Origin of the sequence: Aestuariispira insulae (assembly GCF_003385955.1) — a bacterium.
Taxonomy (GTDB): domain Bacteria; phylum Pseudomonadota; class Alphaproteobacteria; order UBA8366; family Aestuariispiraceae; genus Aestuariispira; species Aestuariispira insulae.
In genome coordinates, this window is the sequence record NZ_QRDW01000002.1 from 73,112 (window position 1) to 92,473 (window position 19,362).

Here is a 19,362-nt window from a genome sequence, read left to right on the forward strand (position 1 = left end):
ATTATGATCCGTGAAGAATTTGATCGATTTTGCGGCTCCCTGCCGGGAACCAGCAATGTGATTCAATGGGGCAATGCCTCGGTCTGGAAAGTGGGGGGCAAGATTTTTGCTATCTGTTCCCATTGGGGCCCGGGCGAGGATCAGAAGATCAGCTTCAAATGTTCCGACATGTCCTATCAGGTTTTGATCGAACAGCCGGATATCATCCCGGCCCCCTATCTGGCGCGCGCAAAATGGGTGCAGCTGGCTGAGATGGACGCCATGACGGAAGAGGAAATCCGCGCCTATGTCACCCAGGCGCATAAAATCATCGCGGGCAAACTGACCCGGGCCAAACGGCGTGAGCTGGGCCTGGAGGAACTGGTGGCCGGATAAATTACAGTGACGGGAAAATTCTTGGCTGATAGCATTGATATCAATGTTTTATGGGTTCCAGAAACCGGGTGGGAGAGCAACAGATGAAAAGACGCCAATTCCTGAAAAATGCCGGGGCTTTTGCCGCCGGCGGTGCCGCCGCCAGCAGCCTGGCCGCACCGGCGATCGCGAAGAATAAAATCGAATGGAAAATGGTCATGCCCTGGCCCAAGGGCGCACCGGGAGTTGGTGTCAATGCCCAGCGCATCGCCGACATGATCACCAGCGCCAGTGACGGCCGCCTGACGGTGACCCTTTATGGTGGGGGTGAGTTGGTGCCGCCGTTTGAATGTTTTGACGCGGTTCAGAACGGATCGGCAGATATCGCCCATGGCACGCCTTATTACTGGTCTGGCAAAAACAGCGCATTCCATTATTTCACGACCTTGCCCTTTGGTATGACAGCCACCGAAATGGCCAGCTGGATCCGATTTGGCGACGGTCAGGCGCTTTGGGACGAAACCTATGGCAGCTTTGGCCTGAAAGGCTTTTATGCCGGCAGCAGCGGGGTTCAGACTGCGGGCTGGTTCAATCGCGAGATCGGTTCGCTCAATGACCTCAAAGGTCTGAAGATGCGCATTGCGGGTCTGGGGGGGGAGGCCATGCGTCGGTTGGGCGTGTCGGTTGTCATGATGCCACCGGGCGAGATTTACGGTGCCATGCAGTCGGGTGCGGTGGATGCCGCCGAATGGGTCGGTCCGTGGAATGATCTGGCCTTCGGCCTTTATAAGACCGCGAAATATTATTACATGCCGGCCTTCCATGAGCCGGGCCCGGCGCTTGAGGTTTTCCTGAAACAGGAAACCTATGAAGCGCTGCCCCAGGATCTGCAGGCGATTGTGAAAATGGCTGTGACGGCGGGTGCGATGGATACGCTCTCTGATTTCACCTATCACAATATCACCAGCCTCAAGCCGCTGGTGGAGGGTAAGGGCGTTGCCGTCCGGTCGTTCCCGGATGAGGTGGTTTCCGCCCTGGGTGAGAAATCCATGGAGATCATCGCCGAAACGGCGGGCAAGGATGATCTCTCGAAACGGATTGATGCCAGTGTGCGCGACTTTGTCGGTCAGGCGGTGGATTATGCCGACCTGATCGAGCGGCCGATGCTGCGCCAGCGCTCCATGGTCTGGAAACAGGGCTGATCTTCGTTTCAGGCTGTGCCACGACGCATGAATGGATGGCTTTCTCCGCTGTTGGCAGAGCCTGAATGGCCTGTTGCCGCGGGGAAACTCCGGCCTTATTGAGGCCGGGGTGGGAATCGCCATACTGAGTAGGAGCAAAACTATGCACCGTGTTTTGCGTGCTGCGGTTTTCCTAGCCGGATTGGCCAGCAGCTTTGGGACAGCGGCTGATGAGCTGCCCTTGATCGACGGCCATATCCATTACAGCCATGATGCCTGGGAAGAGACCCCGCCGGAACAGGCGATCGAAATCCTGCGGGCCGCCGGGCTTTGGAAAGCCTTGGTTTCCTCCTCTTCTGATGAGGGCACGCAAAAGCTCTATCAGTTGGCCCCCGATCTGGTGGTGCCGGTTTTGCGTCCCTATCGCAAACGCGGTGAGCTCGGCCGCTGGTTTCGGGATGAAACCGTGCCGGACATGCTGGCCGAACGGATCGCCCAATATCATTATCTGGGCATTGGGGAATTTCACGTCAGCGGCGCGGATGCGGACAGCCAGGTGATGCGGGCCGTGGTTCAACTGGCAAAGAAACATGACCTCTTCCTGCATGCCCATAGCGACGCCGACGCGGTGGACCGGATTTTCAAACAGGACTCGACCGCCCGCGTGCTGTGGGCCCATGCGGGCTTTGAACCGGTCGAGGTGATCCGGGCCATGATGGGAAAACATAAAAAATTATGGGCGGATCTTTCCTTCCGTACCCCGGAAACCGGTGATGGCGGGGTACGGCCCGAATGGCGGGCTTTGTTCGAAGAATTTCCGGATCGGTTCCTGATCGGCACCGATACCTATACCCCGGAACGCTGGTCCTATGTGGGGGCCTATGCGGATCAGGTGCGCAGCTGGCTGGCCGCCTTGCCGGAGGATCAGGCCATCGCGATCGCCCATGGCAACGCGGAACGCCTGCTGGCGGCGACAAGGACGCCTTGATCAGAGTGCGGTTTCTTCAACAGACGGTTTGAAAATCAACGGTGAACCGCAGAAAAACTATGTTGGCTCACTTATTAGAACGGGATTGGCTCATGGACTGGTCTTTCGAAGAGAGGCTTGATTTATAACCTCTGATGGAACAAGAGCTTTGAACTCTTGAGATATATCCGAAAACCGCTGGAAATTCAGGTGATCCTGTGCCAGAAAGGCCGCGCTTTTCTGTCCCCTTGGCGGGGGATTTATCTTGTCACCGATGGAGAGTGAGCGTTGAGCGCGGAAAACAACCTGGTACTGGCGGTACCGAAAGGCCGGATTTTGGATCAGCTGCGTCCCCTGATGGACAAGGCCGGCATCCATCCGGAGCCCGCTTTTGACGACCCCAAGGCGCGCCAGCTGCAGTTTGGCACCAATGTGCCGGGCCTTTCCATCGTGCGTGTGCGCTCCTTTGATGTTGCGACCTTTGTTGCCTTTGGCGCGGCCCATATGGGCGTTGCCGGCAATGATGTCCTGATGGAGTTCGACTATCCGGAGATCTATGCCCCGGTCGACCTTAATATCGGCCATTGCCGCATTTCGGTGGCCGAGCCGACCGCGCTGTCCCAGGAAGACGATCCCCGGCAGTGGAGCCATGTGCGTGTGGCCACCAAATATCCGGAAGTGACCCGCAAGCATTTCGCGGCCAGGGGCGTTCAGGCGGAATGTATCAAGCTGAACGGCGCGATGGAGCTGGCGCCGAAAATGGGGCTTTGCCGCCGTATTGTTGATTTGGTCTCCACCGGCACCACCTTGAAGGAAAACGGCCTGGTGGAGATCGAAGAGATCGCCCAGATCACCAGCCGGCTGATCGTCAACCGCACGGCGCTGAAAACCCAGCCCGATGAAATTGGCGGCTGGATCGAGAAGTTCCAGGAGGTGGTCAATGCCGGTTAATTTCTCAACCAAGGACGCTGATTTCGAGGCACAGTTCGACGCGCTGCTCAATTCCAAGCGCGAGATGGACGAGGATGTCGATAAAATCGTTTCCGACATTATCGCCGATGTGCGCAAACGCGGCGATGCGGCCGTGCTGGATTACACTACGAAATTTGACCGGCTGGAACTGACCGCTGAAACCATGCGGATCGGTGCCGAAGAATTAGCGGCGGCGGTTGATAAATGCGAGCCGCATGTGATCGAGGCGCTGAAGCTGGCTGCGGACCGGATCGAAAAATTCCATGCCAAGACTCTGCCGGACAATCTGGATTACCGGGATGAGCAGGGGGTGCGTTTGGGCTCCCGCTGGACCGCAGTTCAGGCGGCGGGCCTTTATGTGCCGGGCGGCACGGCGGCTTATCCCTCTTCCGTATTGATGAATGCGATCCCGGCCAAGGTGGCCGGTGTCGAACGTCTGGTGATGGTCGTGCCGACACCCGATGGGGTGCGCAATCCCCTGGTTCTGGCGGCGGCTCATATCTGCGGCATTGACGAGGTTTATGCCATTGGTGGCGCGCAGGCGGTGGCCGCACTGGCTTACGGTACCGAGACTATCGAACCGGTTGATAAGATCACCGGGCCGGGCAATGCCTTTGTGGCGGCGGCCAAACGCCGGGTCTTCGGCCAGGTGGGCATCGATATGATCGCCGGGCCATCCGAGATCTTGGTGGTGGCGGATCACGCCAATGATCCCGACTGGATCGCCATGGATCTGTTGAGCCAGGCCGAGCATGATACCTCCGCGCAATCGATCCTGATCACCGATGACGCGGGTTTTGCCACCCAGGTGGCGCAGGCAGTGGATAAAGCGTTGGAAACCCTGCCGCGCACCGAAATAGCGGGCCAGAGCTGGCGTGACCATGGTGCGGTCATTGTAGTGGAAAATATGGATGAGGCGGTGCCGCTGATCGATCGGATCGCGCCCGAGCATCTGGAACTGGCGGTGTCTGACCCGGATGCGCTTTCTAACAAGGTCACCAATGCTGGTGCGATCTTCCTGGGCCGTTACACGCCGGAAGCCATCGGCGATTATGTGGCCGGCCCCAACCATGTGCTGCCGACGGCGCGGAGCGCGCGTTTCTCCAGCGGTCTTGGTGTTCTGGATTTCATGAAGCGCACAACCTTTGTCGGCTGTGACGCGGAAAACCTGCGTGCCATTGGCCCGGCGGCTGTGGACTTGGCGGTGACGGAAGGCCTTGGCGCCCATGCCAGGTCTGTGGCGATCCGTTTAAACCTGCCGGTTGAGGATTGAATGCTGAAATAAAAAAAAGGCGCTCGGTTCCGGGCGCCTTTTCTTTTTGGCATGAATTCTCTTTGAAATCCAAAGGCCTTACGGGCAGGGGACAATAGGTGACGATTCATTCAGGATCTGTTTGACCAGACTGTCTTCGGCTTTGGTCCCTTCATGAAGCCACCAGCCGTTCTTGACATTGGAACAACGGTTTTCGACCGGAATTCCGGCTAGATCGTATTTCTTCTTGATTTCAGCTAGATCACTCTCAAAATCGTTATCGATCCGCAAAGACATGCTCAGGGCTACCGCCTGGATGTGACCGATATAAGTGGCCTTGCCGGCTTCGACAGTGAACGTCGGATAAGAATCCAGTTTTAGACTGTCTCCGCGATAATATCTGTAGCGCCATTGGTCAATTTGATAGGTGCCTGCAGGTACTTCCAGAACAAAATACCGGCCTGTTCTATTGCGGCTTTTATAATCGGTGTTCCGGGCCGGCAGCAACAAGCTGGCCCCACGGGAGGCAGTGTCGACTGATGCCTTGATTTTGCTGTCGCCGTCGCCGGCTATCTGGGACATTCCAACATTAAGATGATGTGGCTGGGTTAAAAAACGCTCTTCGACATGGCCGATGATCAAGCCCATTGTTTGTGCACGGGTCGCTTCGAAACCGGCATCTGCTTGTGAAATACCTGTGCTGGTTGTCATGCAACCGGACAAGAAGAGAGAAATGGCTGCAACGCCCATGGCTTTTACAGCCAGAGAAAGTCTAAAAGCGTGTCTTATCATCGAACATATCACTTAAGAAGGTTATTGATGGCGCGGATCTTACTGATTGGGCGTGCAAGATCAATTTCGGGTTGTTTAATAAAATTGTCTGAAAATCCGAGCATTTTTTTCCGGCAGGAATTGTTGCCTCAAATAAATGCATATCATTGACAAGCTATTGATTGTTTGACTGTTTTTGCACTGTGCAATTAGCTCTTGCCCCAGTGATAACTGTTTTTGAGCGGGAGAGGTTGATATGCCGTTCTCAATTTCCGGAAAGAAGGTTCTGATCACTGGCGGCACCGCCGGGATCGGTTTGGCGACGGCGGCGCATTTTGTGGCCCAGGGCGCGGATGTGGTGATCTGTGGACGCCGTGAAAGCGGAGAAGAGGTTGCCCGGGAGATCGGCTGTCATTTTGTTCGGGCGGATATGACGGTTCCTGCCGAGATCGATGAGTTGTTTCAACAAACACTCGCCCTGCTGGGCGGGCTGGATGTGGTGATCAGTAATGCGGGCGGCGGCCTGGACGATCTGATCACGGATATTCCATTGGAAGATCATGATTTCACGGTCGCGCTGAATATGCGATCCGCTTTCAAGGTGCTGCAACTGGCGGCGCGTCATGTGACGGATGGCGGTGCTATCATCAATACCGCCTCTATCCATGGAATGCGCGGGGTGGCTGGGGTTTCCAGCTATGCCGCTACCAAGGCAGCGCTGATCAATCTGACGCAAAGTGCTGCATTGGAGCTGGGCGCGCGCAATATCCGCGTCAATGCCGTCAGTCCAGGCCTGATAAATTCAGAGATTTGGGACGGGGAAGCACCGGTTGAAAAAGCAAAGATTGTGACCGCCCTCGGGCGGATGGGTGAGGCAGCCGAGATTGCGACCGTCTTTCATTTTCTGGCCAGCGGCGCCGCGAGCTATATCACCGGGGCGAACCTGTCGGTTGATGCCGGTGTGACCGCTGGCACACCGCTTTCCCTGTCGGCGTTGCTCGAAGATAAGTTGCTCGAAGAATAAAGGAAATTTTGTTTCTGAGAACGGGTAGGTAGTAATTAAGGCCCAATTGAACAACCTAATATTTTGTTAATGAAATCCGTGATACTGTTCCAGCAGAGCTTTCCATACCGGAAAGCGCCGTTTTCGGGGTTCGGAATAAGCAATGGCTGTGCAGACACGAACTTTGAGGACTGATGGGGGAATTCTCGATTCAAGCTTTCTCGCTGTCTTTTCTCTGGTCTCCCTCCTGATTGTTGTGGTCAGTCTGCTTTGGGCAAAAAGCGATGAGCAGGCGGAGATTGATCGGATCGGGAGCACGGGCGTGGAAAAGAGCCTAAGGACGGCTCAATACTTTATGGCCAATCTTGAATCTGCAATCGTCGAGTTGGGCATTTTTAGCCGGCTGCCGGGGTTTTCACTTTATCTCTCCACCATGAAACCGGAAGACCGTCAGGCGGCACAGGCGGAGTTAGCCGCCCTTGCCCAGGCCTGGCCTGCCATAGACCAAGTCCGGTTCCTGGATCTCTCTGGACAGGAAAGAATCCGGGTGGATCGTCGTGAAGGTCGGATCGAGATCATTTCCGAGGATCTGTTGCAGGATAAATCTGCGAGGGAGTATTTCAACGAGACGATGAAATTGTCCGATGGTCGTTTCTATCTCTCGAGGCTGGATCTCAATGTCGAACATGAGGAGATTGAAACACCCTGGAAACCAGTGGTTCGGATTGCCCGCCAGGTGAAAGACCTGAGCGGCGCGGTTGTCGGGATGGTGATCATCAATCTGCATGCGGATTTCATTCTGGATGAGATCGCGCGTTATGATGCCGGGGATGAACTGCGCCCCGAGGTTATGTTGTTGGCGGAAGACGGATCCTGGCTGGTTGGGGGGGCACCCGAAAAAAGCTGGGGCTTTGTCTTTGGCAACGGCGAGGGGTTTGGAAAAGATTATCCGGATTTATGGCAGAAGATGCAGGAGAAGGATCAGGGCTATCTGATCCAGGATGGGGATCTGTACGCCTTTGCGACGCTTCAACCCGATGATGGCATCATGCTCAGACCTTCGCTCAAAGGACGTCTGCAGGGTTTTTCCAGCCCGGTCGGTTTTTGGAAGGTCGTTTACAGGTTAAAATCCCCGAGCCTACCTTTTTATACCCGGCCGCTCTGGTGGGGTGGTATGTTCTTGGCACTAATCCTGGCAGCGTGGGCCGTCTGGGGGGTGCGCAAGCTGGTCGCCGACCGGCGGGAGGCGCTGGCCCGTGAAAAAACAGCCATCACCCGCAATCGCCATGTGATGGACTTTGCGGATGCCATGATCTGGATCACCAGCTTGGACGGCACGCTGGCCTTTGCCAATCAGACCTATTGTGAATTACTGGATCGCGAGGCCGATGATTTGCTCGGGAAGCGGCATGACGACAGAATTTCTGCGGCCCTGAAGAAAGCGAAGCATGCGCGCAGGATGGGACAGTATCAGGGGGTGATGCCGGATGATGAGGAATTGACGATCGAGTTTCAGGCCAAAGGCCGAAAGCGGATATTCCTGGTCAGCATGCTTGCCCTGCATAATAGCAGGGGGCAGGTGGATTCGCATTGCGCCATCGGGCTCGATATCACCCAACTCAAAGAAACCGAGGAATCGCTGTTGAACGCACGCGGTGAGGCTCTGGAGGCCAGCGCATCAAAATCCAAGTTCCTGGCCAGCATGAGCCATGAATTGCGGACGCCGCTGAATGCCATTGTCGGCTATACAGAGCTTTTGGATGAGGAGGCGGAGGAAGACGGCCTGGAAGGGTACAGGAAAGATCTGCGACGGATCCTGGATGCCAGTAATCATCTGTTGTCATTGATCAACGATATCTTAGACCTGTCCAAGATTGAAGCGGGTCAGCTTGAATTGAATGTTGACGAGTTTCCGCTTGGAACCCTGTTGGAAAATATCGAAAACACAGCCTCACCGCTGATGGCTAAGAACAGCAATCGATTCCGCGTTGACTGTCCCGACCGGGCCTTGACGCTTGTCGGGGATCAAACCCGTCTTCGCCAGATCCTTTTGAATTTGCTTAGCAATGCCGCCAAATTCACCGACAAGGGAGAGGTTATCCTGTCCTGTCAGTTCAAGGGAATCAATGGCCCCGATGCCCGGATCCTTTTTGAAGTCGCGGATTCAGGTATTGGAATGAACCCGGAGCAGATGGCGCGTTTGTTTGAGGATTTTCATCAGGCGGATGCCTCCATTGCCGGCCGGTTTGCAGGCACGGGGCTGGGGCTCTCCATCAGTCGTCAATTGGCCCGAAAGATGGACGGGGATATCCGGGTGGCAAGCGAGGAAGGGAAGGGGGCGGTCTTCACCGTGGAAATTCCCCGTATTCTTGAGGAGGGGTTGGGCATTTCCCTGTCTGAACCGGTTGAGTTGAAAATAGAGGACGAGAGCGATGCGGTTGTCCTGGTCATAGATGATGATCCGGATGCACGCGAATTGCTGGTGCGCCATATCACTTCCGCTGGCATGGGGGTGATGACCGCCTCCAATGGTCGGGATGGTCTGAAACGTGCCTTCCAAGTGAAACCTGATGTGATTTCGCTGGACCTGGTGATGGATGCGACTGATGGCTTTCAGATTCTTGAACTGCTGAAAGACGCCGAGGAACTGAGGGATATTCCGGTGGTCATGTGCTCAATCTCCGATGAAGCGGAGAAATGTATGTCGATCGGCGCGGTGGAGGTGCTGCGCAAACCGGTCAACCGCAATGAATATCTGGATGTGTTGCGCCGGCATGTCCGTCCCGCCCCGAAGGCTCCGATTATGCTCATCGATGACGATCCTGTGATCCGGGAAATGATCAGCCGCCAACTCAGCGGAGACGGTTATGCAACGGTTGAAGCGCAAAACGGGCGTGATGCATTGGAAATGCTGGCGCAGGATTGCAGGCCGCAATGTATCTTGCTTGATTTGATGATGCCGGAAATGAACGGCTTTGAATTTTTGGAAAAACTTCGGTTGAAAGAGGAATGGCAGGAGATACCGGTCTTTGTTGTGAGCGCGATGGAGCTCAATGATGGTGAACGGCAGTTATTGAAGAATTCGGCGGCAGGCGTCATTGAGCGTGGCGGTCGGCGGATTGCGGAGATTTTGAGGGAGGTGCGACAAGGAGTTGAACACGGGATGGAGAAAATGGAATGACGGAAACCGAGTATTCGGCGCAAGTGTTGATCTTGTTGGTAGAGGATAACGAAATGAATCGGGATATGTTGTCCCGGCGGTTGCGCAAGCGCGGCTATGAGGTCGTTCTGGCGGAAGATGCCGAAAAAGCGCTGGAATACCTGTCCAAAACCCTCCCCGACATTGTATTGATGGATATCAGCCTGCCTGGTATGGATGGGCTGGAGGCGACCCGCCGGATCCGGACTTTCGCCAGCAGGAACGAGTTGCCCATCATTGCCCTTACCGCCCATGCTACGATCATGGATCGCGAAGTGGCCATGCAGGCCGGATGCAATGCGTTCGAGACTAAGCCCATCAAGCTGGCCAATGTGTTGTTGAAAATGTCCGATTGCCTTGCGGCGCGAACACGCTTCAGGGAGCAGAATCTATGACGCCTCAAGGGCAATGGAAATCCTGTCGGCAGCAAATCTCGCGTTTGCTGCAGAAAATCCATGCCCGAACTTGGTCTTTGCGAAAGATCATGAAATCCGCAAAGCGGGAGGCGTATCTGCCCGATCTTTTCCGGGTGGTCGAAGCCCTGGAAAAATTGAAAAATCAGATGGGGGACCGAACCTTATCGGGCCAGCAGAACAAGGCTTCCCAGTCACAGATTGTGCGGGACGATTATGTCATTCTTCGGGACCAGGGGCATGATCTTAGAAATACCGTGACAGCCCTGCACGGTTTTGCCGAGCTGATTGGGGAGGAAATCACGGAGAATGACGAAGCGGTTCTTTTGCCACCGATCCAGGAATTGATCACCCTGACGGGGCGGCTGGAGCAGGCGGTGGAAAGCTATGTAAGGCAATTGATGGAGGAACAGGAAACCGTTGCGCCTGATGAAGCCCCTGTTGCCACCGTTGGGAAGACCGGCCGCCAGGAAAGCAGAAAGAAGACAGAAAAAGACCTGCATTGACCAGGGATTGGTATCGCAGACGGGGCGTCTCCCGAAACAAAAAAGGCGTGGGATATTCCCACGCCTTTTTTTGATAATGTCCGATCTCGGATCATGCAGCCTGACGGCGGCGACGATAGAGACCCATGCCGGCGAGGCCAAACAGAACCAGGCCAGCCGCAAACGGCTCCGGCACGTCCGGGATAGAACCGATATCCAGGGTGGCATAGCGAATGACGCTGCCTGCAACCAGATATTCACCTACGCCGTCACCGTAGAAGGTTACGGTGGTGAAGGTTGCGGAAGTATCGATACCGGCGACAAAGTTGGTGAAGACACCGTCTTTGGCAAAACCCGGGTTGTCGTTGGCGTTGTTTGCAACAGCCACCTGGCGGGTAGCGCCGCCGTCAAACGCGATATAGAGCGCGGACGGGAAGCAACAGGTTGCCCAGTCACCAACTTCCAGACCAAAAGCGTTGATCGCGGTGTTGAAGGTGAAGGTCAGGCCGGAACCGGCAGCATTATTCGTCGGGTTGATGCCGATGGAGTTGCCGGTCAGGTTGCCATTATAATTGTTGTCGATAGGACGATTGGTGCCATTGGTGGAAGAGATGGTGTAGTCACCACGGTTCCAGGTATTGCCGTTGGACAGGTTGGAGAGCGTGTCGGTCTGGACAACGCCGCCAACACCGGTCACAGCATTATCAAATGCGGCGGTGCCATCAGCAATGGAGTCATTGTAGATTACAGGCGCTGCGGACGCGGAGAACGCGAAAAGAGCAACGGTACCAGCAGCTGCCAGAGACAGGCCTGCTTTTTTGATAACATTCAACATGTTTACCCCCAGGAAAACAAAAAAAGAATAAGTGCGATACTGCCCCACACGGCCTGCTATGTGCAGCTTCCGTGCCAATAAATTAAGTTGTTGTTTTTAAAGTATAAAAAATTAGGTCCTTTGATTTTTTTGAGATGATTGTAAAACTTTCTGACAGTATTTACGGGGGATGGCTAAGAATATAATTGAATAATAAAATAATAGATAACTAATAAATAAATATACGAGTTACGGTGGCAGCATTCGGAAAATGTCGGATTGTGGGGAATCCATGTTTCCCCCACCGTGCCAAGCAGCTAAACTCGCCCGAAAGTGTGGTCGCGAATAGGGAGTAGGTCATGTCCGACTGGGATAGTGAAAAGGACAGAATCACGGATATCAAGCTTGAGGAAGGCTCTGTGGTCCGACGGTCTCCCGAGGTGGAGCATGAGCGCGCAGTCGCCATGTATGACCTGTTGGATATGAACCGGTTCAGGCCCGTCGGCGCGGAAATCAGCGGTCCTTATAAAGTGATGCTGGCGATTGAGGACGGCAAGCGGCTGCATTTCAAGATTAACAATGAGGCGGATGAATTATTGTCCCAGGTGATCCTGGCCATGTCGCCCTTTCGCCGGTTGATCCGGGACTATTTCCAGATCTGCGAAAGCTATTATGATGCCATCAAACGGCTGTCCCCCTCTCAGATCGAAACCATCGATATGGCCCGGCGCGGCCTGCATAATGAGGGATCGGATCTGCTCCGCGAACGCCTTCAGGGCAAGCTGGAGATGGATCAAGCTACCAGCCGCCGCCTTTTTACACTGATTTGCGTGCTGCATATCCGGGCGTGAAGATTTGAAGCGGTCCTCTAAAAACATCAATAAGCGAGCGGGGTCACGTCATGGCCCCGACTGATGTGGGTTTCATACCGGGCGCGCCTGGGCTTGATGATGATTTTGAGATGCCCGATGCGGTATTATTCTGCTGCACGCTCAATGCCATACGCTCACCCATGGCCGAGGGGATCCTGAAAAAGTTATTGGGCACAAAGATCTATGTGGATTCGGTCGGTGCCCGCTCTTCGGATTATGCTGATGGATTTATGGTTGAGGTCATGCAGGAAATCGGTGTGGATATGTCCGATCATGCACCGAAGATCTTTGACGAACTGGAAGATGGCTATTATGACCTGATCATCGCGCTCTCACCGGAAGCACAGCATCATGCGGTGGAGATGACCCGGACCATGGCCTGCGATGTGGAATTCTGGAACACCCTGGATCCTTCCATTATCGAAGGCAGCCGGGATGTCCGGCTTCAGGCCTATCGGCAGGTGCGTGACCAGTTGATGAAAAAGATCAAACAGCGTTTTCGGATCGAAGACGACTGACAATACGAGAAAGTCTTAAATGACCAGATTTGTTTTGGCTTCGGCCAGCCCGCGCCGCCTGGATTTGCTGGCGCAGATCGGCATCAAGCCGGACCAGGTGGATCCGGCGGATGTGGATGAAACGCCCCTGAAAGATGAAAGCCCGCGCAATTTGGCCCTGCGCCTTGCGAAGCTGAAGGCCGAAGCGGTGCATGCCAGTCATGCGGGTGCGGTCATTCTGGCCAGTGATACGGTTGTTGCCCTGGGCCACCGTTCGCTTGCCAAAGCCTCTGACGAAGGGGAGGCGCGGAAATTCCTGGGCCAGTTGTCAGGACGGCGCCACCGTGTTTATACCGCGGTAGCGGTGATTGATGGTGAAAACAACATGCATGCCCGCGTGGTACGCACCGATGTGAAGCTAAAACGCCTGAGCCCGTCGGAGATTGACGCCTATATCGATAGCGGCGAATGGCGCGGCAAGGCGGGTGCATACGGTATCCAGGGTCTGGCGGCGGCCTATGTTAATTTTATCAGCGGCAGCTATTCCAGTGTGGTTGGCCTGCCGCTATTTGAGGTTTCCCAGATCCTGAGCGGGATCGGATATAAAGGATTGAAATCCGCATGAGCAAAGCAGTGTTTGATACCCTGATTGAGGTTTCACCGGGTGAGGTGCGAGCCGCCAGGGTCGGTGAAGATGGCAAGCTGCATGAATTGATCATTGAGCGCATTCATGAAAAATCCCTGGTTGGTGGTATTTATGCAGGCCGGGTGAAGCGCGTTGAAAAGGGCATGGACGCGGCTTTTGTCGATATCGGGGAAGGGGAGCTTGCGCTTCTGAACCGGGCCAAGGGCATCTCGGAAGGTCAAAACCTGATCGTGCAGGTAACCCGGGATGGGCGCGATGGCAAAGGCCCGGCAGTCACCCGCAATCCCAGCCTGTTGGACCGCTATCTGGCCCTGGTGCCGGGACGCAAGGGACTTAACTGGGCGCGCGCGGTCGGCAAGGGGCGCGATCGCGCGCGGCTGGAAGATTTCATGACCGAGTTCCTGGATGGCCGCGAAGGCTATTCCGTGCGCGGGGCCGCCGTCGCGGCCAGCGGCGGTGCCCTGGAGGCCGCGGTCGAGGGGCTGGAAAAGCGTTGGAACGATCTGCAGGCGGCCCACAAAGCGGATCAGTCACCGCGCTGCCTGGAAGAGCCCATGGATCTGATCGCGCGTCTGATGCGCGATGCCGGGGCCAATGCCCGATTTGCCATCGATGATCGCCAGGCCTATCTAAAGGCGGAAAAGGAAGCCAAAGCCACCATGACCGACCTGGTGGAAGGGCTAATGTTCTTCAACGGCAAAACGCCTTTGTTTGATGAGCAGGAAGTGGAAGAGCAGATTGATGAAGCGCTTAGCCGCGAGGTGTATCTGCCCGGCGGCGGCAATATGGTCTTCGATGCGACAGAAGCGCTGACCGTGATTGATGTCAACATGGCCGAAGGGGCCAAACAGGGCGATGATGCCATCTTCCAGGTCAACCGGCGTGCGGCGGAGGCAATCGCCCGGCAGGTGACTTTGCGCAATGTCTCCGGCCTGATTGTGATTGACTTCATCTCGATGAAAAACAAGGGCCGTGCCAAGAAACTGGTGGAGATCCTGCGTGGCCTTTTCCGCGATGACAGCCGCCATACGGATGTGTTGGGCCTGACAGCGGCGGGATTGATGGAAATCACCCGCCAGCGTGAGGGCCGCAGTCTGGAAACGCAGATGCTGAACCCCCGCTGGCCGGCGATAGAGCCGAAGCCGGCGGCACAGGCCTGTGCGGTGATGCGCGCGGCCCTGCGATTGACCGGGGCCGGCAAGCCGGTGGCTTATGCATCCTCGGAAGTCCAGGCGGTTCTCAATGGCGAGATGGCGGATGCGATGGCGGATGTGAACCGGCGGCTGGGCCAGCCCTTGATCCTGAAAGAGGGCGAGGATCTGGTGCCGCCACAGGTGGAGATGGAATAAGGCAATGGGGCAGGCAAAGAGTGAAACCGGCCAATGTAGCATCTGCGGCAAGCCGTCCGAGGAGAAATACAAACCCTTTTGCTCGCGCCGCTGCGCGGATGTGGACCTGCATCGCTGGATGGGCGGAACCTACCGGATTCCCACCGAAGAACCGGGTTTCATCAATGATAATGATGAAGAGCAGGAATACTGATCCGGGCCTTTTAAAAAAAACTTTAACAAAGTTGAAATTCGGGCTGGACAGACCCGGTCAAACTCTCTAAATCAGTCCCCGCACCGAACGATGGCCCGGCCATCCGGTCCGGCGCCCAGGTAGCTCAGTTGGTAGAGCAGCGGATTGAAAATCCGCGTGTCGGCAGTTCGATTCTGTCCCTGGGCACCACTCCAAAACCCCGCTAAGCCCCTGCGCTGGCGGGGTTTTCGATTTTTTCGTCTGAAACGGAAAATCCGGGCCAACAAAAGTTTTACACTGCGGTTTTACAATCATGACCGATTCTCCCATTTTCGCATGGCAGATTGGGCGAGCAATTTTCGCTGAGCGTCACGGGTGTAATGCTGAACCATTGCCATGGTTTTATGGCCCGTGATCGCCATGATTTCTTTTTCGGTACAGCCCGCCTCGGCGAGCGCCGTTGATGCGTTTTTCCTCAGCCCATGGATTGTGCAGCCATCATTAGACGTTCTCCCGCCCAGGCCGCAGGCGTTTATTTCTTTGTGGAATACGGACCGGAATCCATCAGCGGTGTAAGCCTTGCCTTTCTGGTTTACGATAATGAAATACCCGAGCTTGTCGCCCATGGCGTGCTTGTATGCCCGAATCTCGTCCTGGAGTGTGGGATGCAGGGGAATCCAGGTTGTTGTTCCTGTTTTCTCCTGAACGACTTCGATCACGTTGCCTTTGATATGTTTCCAGGTCATTTTCAACACATCAGAAATTCGCTGCCCGGTGTACAGAGCCAAAAAATAGACCATTCTGCATACTGGATGGGCCACAGTACCCTCAAACCAAAGAAGCTCCTCTGGCTCCCAGGTTTTATACCCCGGCCCTTTCTTGGAGAAAAAGAAGCCTGTAAACCAGTGGTAGTTTATTCCTAATTGAATGAGAGCTTGAATGCTGGCTAATCTGAAAACACTCTTGATGTCTGTTTTGGCAGTCGTTTTTCTGAGCCAGGTGGCGTGGGGGCAAACGCCAACGGCCTTGCTGCCAAAGAATGAACTATTGTCTCTCTATCAAGATGAAGACGGAATAGAGAGGGAAGTTCAACAGCTTCATAAGGGGCAACTGTTGGACCTGGCTAAGGGGGGTGATGCGGAGGCGCGTTTTCTGCTCCATTCGCTCTACGGATCGGAGAATTCTGTTTTTGGGTTTGATGGGGGGAAATCGGAACACTGGCTTCACGCAGCCGCCGAAGCGGGGCATGTGGAAGCCATGCTGCTGACCGGGCTTTATGCATTCACCAGCAGTAAAGAGAATTTTTTTAATGCGCAGAAATGGCTGCTTGTGGCCTCAGCTATCGGAAATGAAGAACAGGCGGTACGCGCGAACCAGAATCTTAACAACATGCTTGTATTCACACCGCTGGAACGACAAAAGGAGATCCGGGCTGGTGCAGCACAATGGCTGACGCAGAGGGGCAGCAAAATACCGGATCTCTGGGCATGTTATGGTCGGGATAATTTCTCAGAATGCTGGGTGGGGCTTATTAATTGCCTGACGGCAGCCGGTTCGAATGAGGCGATGCGTGCGGTTTGTATTCACGAAATTCAGCCGTGATTCAGAATGATCGATTTGCCTGCCTCATCGGTTCACCATCTTCCGGACGATGCGGATTTTTAGCCGGTTGATCGGGTTCCGGTTGCCCATGAGATTATAAGTCTTGTGATAGCGGTTTTCATACATATCGAACTGTTTGACCCAGGGGGCGGCATTGATGGTGCCACGGTTCAGGAGGATCTTCAGTGCCTCGCCGCCGATCACCGCCGCACAGGCCATGCAGGCCGGGGCCAGCGAGGGGCCTTTCTGGGCCATCAGGTCGACATAGGTCATGTCGACAATATGGTGGCGGTGGCGCAGCTTGGGGGATAATCCCACCAGGAATCGGACCGCCTTGTCGAGATCGCTTCGCCCGCAGAGTTGGAAATATTCCTCGAACGCCATGCCTTGTGGATCGAAGACCAGCAGGGCTGTGGAAAGGCCGATCGGGCCCGCAGTGATCGCAAAGATCCCTTTTTCGCGGCATCTTTCAAACAGTTTTGCCCGCAGGTCCAGCACGAAGAAATCAAGCCCGTCGGCATAAAGATCAACATCGTCCAGAAAAGCATCCAGATTTTCCTCTGTGACGCCATCATTGAAAACCGTCACGTCCGCTTCCGGATTGATTGCCAGGATATCCTGTTTGATGACCTCGACCTTGCTCTGGCCGATGGTGTTCATCCGGGCACCGACCTGTCGGTTGAAATTGGCCAGTTCAAAAACGTCCATATCCGCCAGATGGAATTTTTCAATACCCATGCGCGCCAATGTCTGGGCGTAGAGGCCCCCGACACCGCCAACACCGGCGATCGCCACTTTCTTGCTTTTCAGGATGTTTTGTTCCGCCACTGTCACCAGGCCGAGATTTCTGGAAAAGGCGGAGTCATATTGGAAGGTCATGATCCATTCACTGTCGATGATTTTAAATAAATTTTTCTAATAAGCTATTTTGCATATGAATAAAATTAAATCATTTGCAAGAAATAACTCGTTTTAATACCTACAAAAATATCGTGATAAAGAAAAGATATTGGTTGCGTAATAATATATAAATAACTAATTATTACGTTAGGAGAGTTTAATATTTATAGAATGCACATGATTACATGCATTCAATTCGTGTTGATTGCGAATTTTGGAGGAATGATGACAAGTAAATCACTTGGAACTATGGAAGACGCCTATGACTCACCGCCTTGGTGGTATGATATCCGGGGCCTGTTTATCCTGACCTTTGCTTATAACGACACTTTGTGGCGTCAGGTGCGTTTCTTTTCAGGCCATATCGGCGACAATCATCTGGATGTCGCCTGCGGAACCGGATCTCTGTTGGATCTGGCCTACCGTTATCGGCAGATGTCCGGGCGCGTCAACAACAGGATCACGGGCATTGACTATGCCCAGGCCATGTTGGTCGGTGCTGTGCGGCGATTCCGGAAACGCGGGAATGTGGCGTTTCATCAGGCGGATGCCGCCGCCATGCCGTTTGACGATTGCGCCTTTGATGCCGCAACCATTCTCAATTCCCTCCATGCATTGCCGGATCCGGCGGGCGCGCTTCGGGATATTCACCGGGTGCTGAAACCCCAAGGAACCCTGGCGGCCAATATCCTGCTGCAGCCCGAAGGCACAGGGCTGCTTGCCCGATTTGCCAACCGTATCAACCGGTGGGGCCAGAAGAAGGGGATATTGAACCGGGCTTATAGGATAGACGAGGTGGAAAGGCTGCTGTTGGACGCCGGTTTTGCCATTCGCGAAAGTTTCCGTAAGGGCAATTGTTTCTACGTCCTGTCAGATAAACCATAACAAAAAAATGCACTGTCGGAGGGAGCCGATCTGATGACTATTTTGAACCCAGTCCTGTATGGCGAGGGGGGCCCGGTGGCATCCTTTCACGAGCCGCCTTTCATCGAGCGGGAGCGTGCATTGGTGATGTTCAGGCTGTTTTACAAGATTTTCGATGTAGTCCATGCCGACAGCCCCGCGTTGCTGGAACAGGCGAGGCGCCTGCGTTATCGCGTTTTTTGTGAGGAATTTGACGGTTATGAGAATCCGGACGACCATCCGGATGGCCTGGAGCGGGACAGCTTTGACGCTCATGCGGAGCATATTCTATTGGTCTATAAGCCAACGGGAACGGCGATCGGCACGGTCAGGCTGATCAAGCCCCGTCCGGACAATTGGCAGCGGTCTTTCCCTGTGCAGGGGCTTTGTGACTTTGAACATCTCCGGGATGCGGAATTCATCCGGGGGGCTTGTGAGTTTTCACGATTATGCATCTCAGGTAGCCTTCGGGCCGAAGCAAAGGATCATTTGCAAAATGTCTATGCCAGGTCACGCCATCTGGCGTCTTACGAGAGGCCGCTGGTAAGGAATATCATCTCGATGACCATGTTGGGAATCATCGGTGTTGCCTTTGAGCGCGCCTTGAAAAACGGCCTGACCAATATTCTGGGTATCATGGAACCCTATCACATCAACCGGCTTCACCGCAGCGGCATGATCTTTCACCCCATCGGACCACGGATCGATTATCACGGCACCCGCCAGCCGTTTGTAACCAACATCCTTGAAACATTTCGCCATGCCGTTGAGCATCACAATGATATCTGGGCCGTGGTTAGCCAGCTTGGACGCATTCACAGTCTGGCGTTGGAGGTGGAGCAGTTGCATCGTGAAAAAGGCTCGGGAACGTTTGTTCCGGAAATCGACTATTCCCTGCCGACGCAATGGCGTCGGCGGTGTGGTGATGTCCTGCCGTCACATCTGGCCTGGTTGTTAGCCATGTAATCAATTGAATTATATTGCCAATTTCCTCGATTTGGCCTAGCGTT

At 54.6% G+C, this 19,362-nt stretch carries 21 protein-coding genes and 1 tRNA gene; 18 read left to right on the plus strand and 4 right to left on the minus strand.

Going from position 1 to position 19,362, the window contains the following annotated elements; genetic code table 11:
- Positions 1-3 precede the first annotated feature (3 nt).
- The 5 genes from DFP90_RS06310 (at position 4) to hisD (ending at position 4,747) form a co-directional block, all read left to right on the plus strand.
- A complete protein-coding gene (locus DFP90_RS06310) occupies positions 4-375 on the plus strand; it encodes an MmcQ/YjbR family DNA-binding protein (RefSeq protein WP_115935613.1) in 372 nt (123 codons plus the stop codon).
- A gap of 83 nt (positions 376-458) precedes the next feature.
- The gene (locus tag DFP90_RS06315; RefSeq protein WP_115935614.1) at positions 459-1,556 is read left to right on the plus strand and encodes a TRAP transporter substrate-binding protein; all 1,098 of its coding nucleotides are present in this window, start codon (positions 459-461) and stop codon (positions 1,554-1,556) included.
- A gap of 142 nt (positions 1,557-1,698) precedes the next feature.
- Positions 1,699-2,523, plus strand: a complete 825-nt coding sequence (locus DFP90_RS06320) for an amidohydrolase family protein (protein WP_115935615.1) — start codon at positions 1,699-1,701, stop codon at positions 2,521-2,523.
- 267 nt (positions 2,524-2,790) lie between these two features.
- Entirely contained in the window at positions 2,791-3,453 is a 663-nt protein-coding gene (gene hisG, locus DFP90_RS06325) for an ATP phosphoribosyltransferase (protein ID WP_115935616.1), read from the plus strand.
- The gene (gene hisD / locus DFP90_RS06330) at positions 3,443-4,747 is read left to right on the plus strand and encodes a histidinol dehydrogenase (protein WP_115935617.1); all 1,305 of its coding nucleotides are present in this window, start codon (positions 3,443-3,445) and stop codon (positions 4,745-4,747) included. Before hisG ends, hisD begins: the two co-directional genes overlap by 11 nt.
- A 78-nt stretch (positions 4,748-4,825) precedes the next feature.
- Here the strand turns inward: hisD and DFP90_RS06335 are convergent, their stop codons facing one another.
- Positions 4,826-5,476 (minus strand): hypothetical protein, encoded by a 651-nt coding sequence (locus tag DFP90_RS06335; protein ID WP_115935618.1) that lies wholly within the window; start codon positions 5,474-5,476, stop codon positions 4,826-4,828.
- A gap of 277 nt (positions 5,477-5,753) precedes the next feature.
- Between DFP90_RS06335 and DFP90_RS06340 the strand changes: the two genes are divergently transcribed.
- The 4 genes from DFP90_RS06340 (at position 5,754) to DFP90_RS06355 (ending at position 10,618) form a co-directional block, all read left to right on the plus strand.
- A complete protein-coding gene (locus DFP90_RS06340; protein WP_115935619.1) occupies positions 5,754-6,521 on the plus strand; it encodes an SDR family NAD(P)-dependent oxidoreductase in 768 nt (255 codons plus the stop codon).
- Between the two features lie 142 nt (positions 6,522-6,663).
- A complete protein-coding gene (locus DFP90_RS06345; protein WP_115935620.1) occupies positions 6,664-9,681 on the plus strand; it encodes a response regulator in 3,018 nt (1,005 codons plus the stop codon).
- Entirely contained in the window at positions 9,678-10,094 is a 417-nt protein-coding gene (locus DFP90_RS06350) for a response regulator (RefSeq protein ID WP_115935621.1), read from the plus strand. The genes DFP90_RS06345 and DFP90_RS06350 overlap by 4 nt, the downstream gene beginning before the upstream one ends.
- Positions 10,095-10,183: 89 nt before the next feature.
- Positions 10,184-10,618 (plus strand): hypothetical protein, encoded by a 435-nt coding sequence (locus DFP90_RS06355; RefSeq protein WP_147300953.1) that lies wholly within the window; start codon positions 10,184-10,186, stop codon positions 10,616-10,618.
- A 91-nt stretch (positions 10,619-10,709) separates the two neighbouring features.
- Here the strand turns inward: DFP90_RS06355 and DFP90_RS06360 are convergent, their stop codons facing one another.
- Entirely contained in the window at positions 10,710-11,432 is a 723-nt protein-coding gene (locus DFP90_RS06360; protein ID WP_115935623.1) for a PEP-CTERM sorting domain-containing protein, read from the minus strand.
- Between the two features lie 338 nt (positions 11,433-11,770).
- Here DFP90_RS06360 and DFP90_RS06365 point away from each other — a divergent pair, with 338 nt between their 5' ends.
- The 6 genes from DFP90_RS06365 to DFP90_RS06390 all read left to right on the plus strand — a co-directional run bounded on the left by DFP90_RS06365 (position 11,771) and on the right by DFP90_RS06390 (position 15,157).
- Entirely contained in the window at positions 11,771-12,262 is a 492-nt protein-coding gene (locus tag DFP90_RS06365; protein WP_115935624.1) for a UPF0262 family protein, read from the plus strand.
- 50 nt (positions 12,263-12,312) lie between these two features.
- Complete coding sequence (locus tag DFP90_RS06370) at positions 12,313-12,801, plus strand: arsenate-mycothiol transferase ArsC (RefSeq protein WP_245956991.1); 489 nt, start codon at positions 12,313-12,315, stop codon at positions 12,799-12,801.
- Positions 12,802-12,820: 19 nt separating this feature from the next.
- On the plus strand, positions 12,821-13,405 hold the full coding sequence (locus DFP90_RS06375; protein WP_115935625.1) for a Maf family protein: 585 nt from the start codon (positions 12,821-12,823) through the stop codon (positions 13,403-13,405).
- Positions 13,402-14,775, plus strand: a complete 1,374-nt coding sequence (locus DFP90_RS06380; protein WP_115935626.1) for a ribonuclease E/G — start codon at positions 13,402-13,404, stop codon at positions 14,773-14,775. Before DFP90_RS06375 ends, DFP90_RS06380 begins: the two co-directional genes overlap by 4 nt.
- A gap of 4 nt (positions 14,776-14,779) precedes the next feature.
- Positions 14,780-14,968, plus strand: a complete 189-nt coding sequence (locus tag DFP90_RS06385) for a DNA gyrase inhibitor YacG (protein ID WP_115935627.1) — start codon at positions 14,780-14,782, stop codon at positions 14,966-14,968.
- A gap of 113 nt (positions 14,969-15,081) precedes the next feature.
- Positions 15,082-15,157: transfer RNA gene (locus tag DFP90_RS06390), tRNA-Phe, on the plus strand.
- A gap of 101 nt (positions 15,158-15,258) precedes the next feature.
- Here the strand turns inward: DFP90_RS06390 and DFP90_RS06395 are convergent.
- Positions 15,259-15,747, minus strand: a complete 489-nt coding sequence (locus DFP90_RS06395; RefSeq protein ID WP_115935628.1) for a tyrosine-type recombinase/integrase — start codon at positions 15,745-15,747, stop codon at positions 15,259-15,261.
- Positions 15,748-15,886: 139 nt separating this feature from the next.
- Between DFP90_RS06395 and DFP90_RS06400 the strand changes: the two genes are divergently transcribed.
- Positions 15,887-16,549, plus strand: a complete 663-nt coding sequence (locus DFP90_RS06400; protein WP_115935629.1) for an SEL1-like repeat protein — start codon at positions 15,887-15,889, stop codon at positions 16,547-16,549.
- A gap of 24 nt (positions 16,550-16,573) precedes the next feature.
- Here the strand turns inward: DFP90_RS06400 and DFP90_RS06405 are convergent, their stop codons facing one another.
- Positions 16,574-17,428: a ThiF family adenylyltransferase gene (locus tag DFP90_RS06405; protein ID WP_115935630.1), complete on the minus strand. Its 855-nt coding sequence runs from the start codon at positions 17,426-17,428 to the stop codon at positions 16,574-16,576.
- Positions 17,429-17,671: 243 nt separating this feature from the next.
- Between DFP90_RS06405 and DFP90_RS06410 the strand changes: the two genes are divergently transcribed.
- A complete protein-coding gene (locus DFP90_RS06410; protein ID WP_115936091.1) occupies positions 17,672-18,334 on the plus strand; it encodes a class I SAM-dependent methyltransferase in 663 nt (220 codons plus the stop codon).
- 33 nt (positions 18,335-18,367) lie between these two features.
- Positions 18,368-19,318, plus strand: a complete 951-nt coding sequence (locus DFP90_RS06415; protein ID WP_115935631.1) for a PEP-CTERM/exosortase system-associated acyltransferase — start codon at positions 18,368-18,370, stop codon at positions 19,316-19,318.
- Positions 19,319-19,362: the final 44 nt, after the last annotated feature.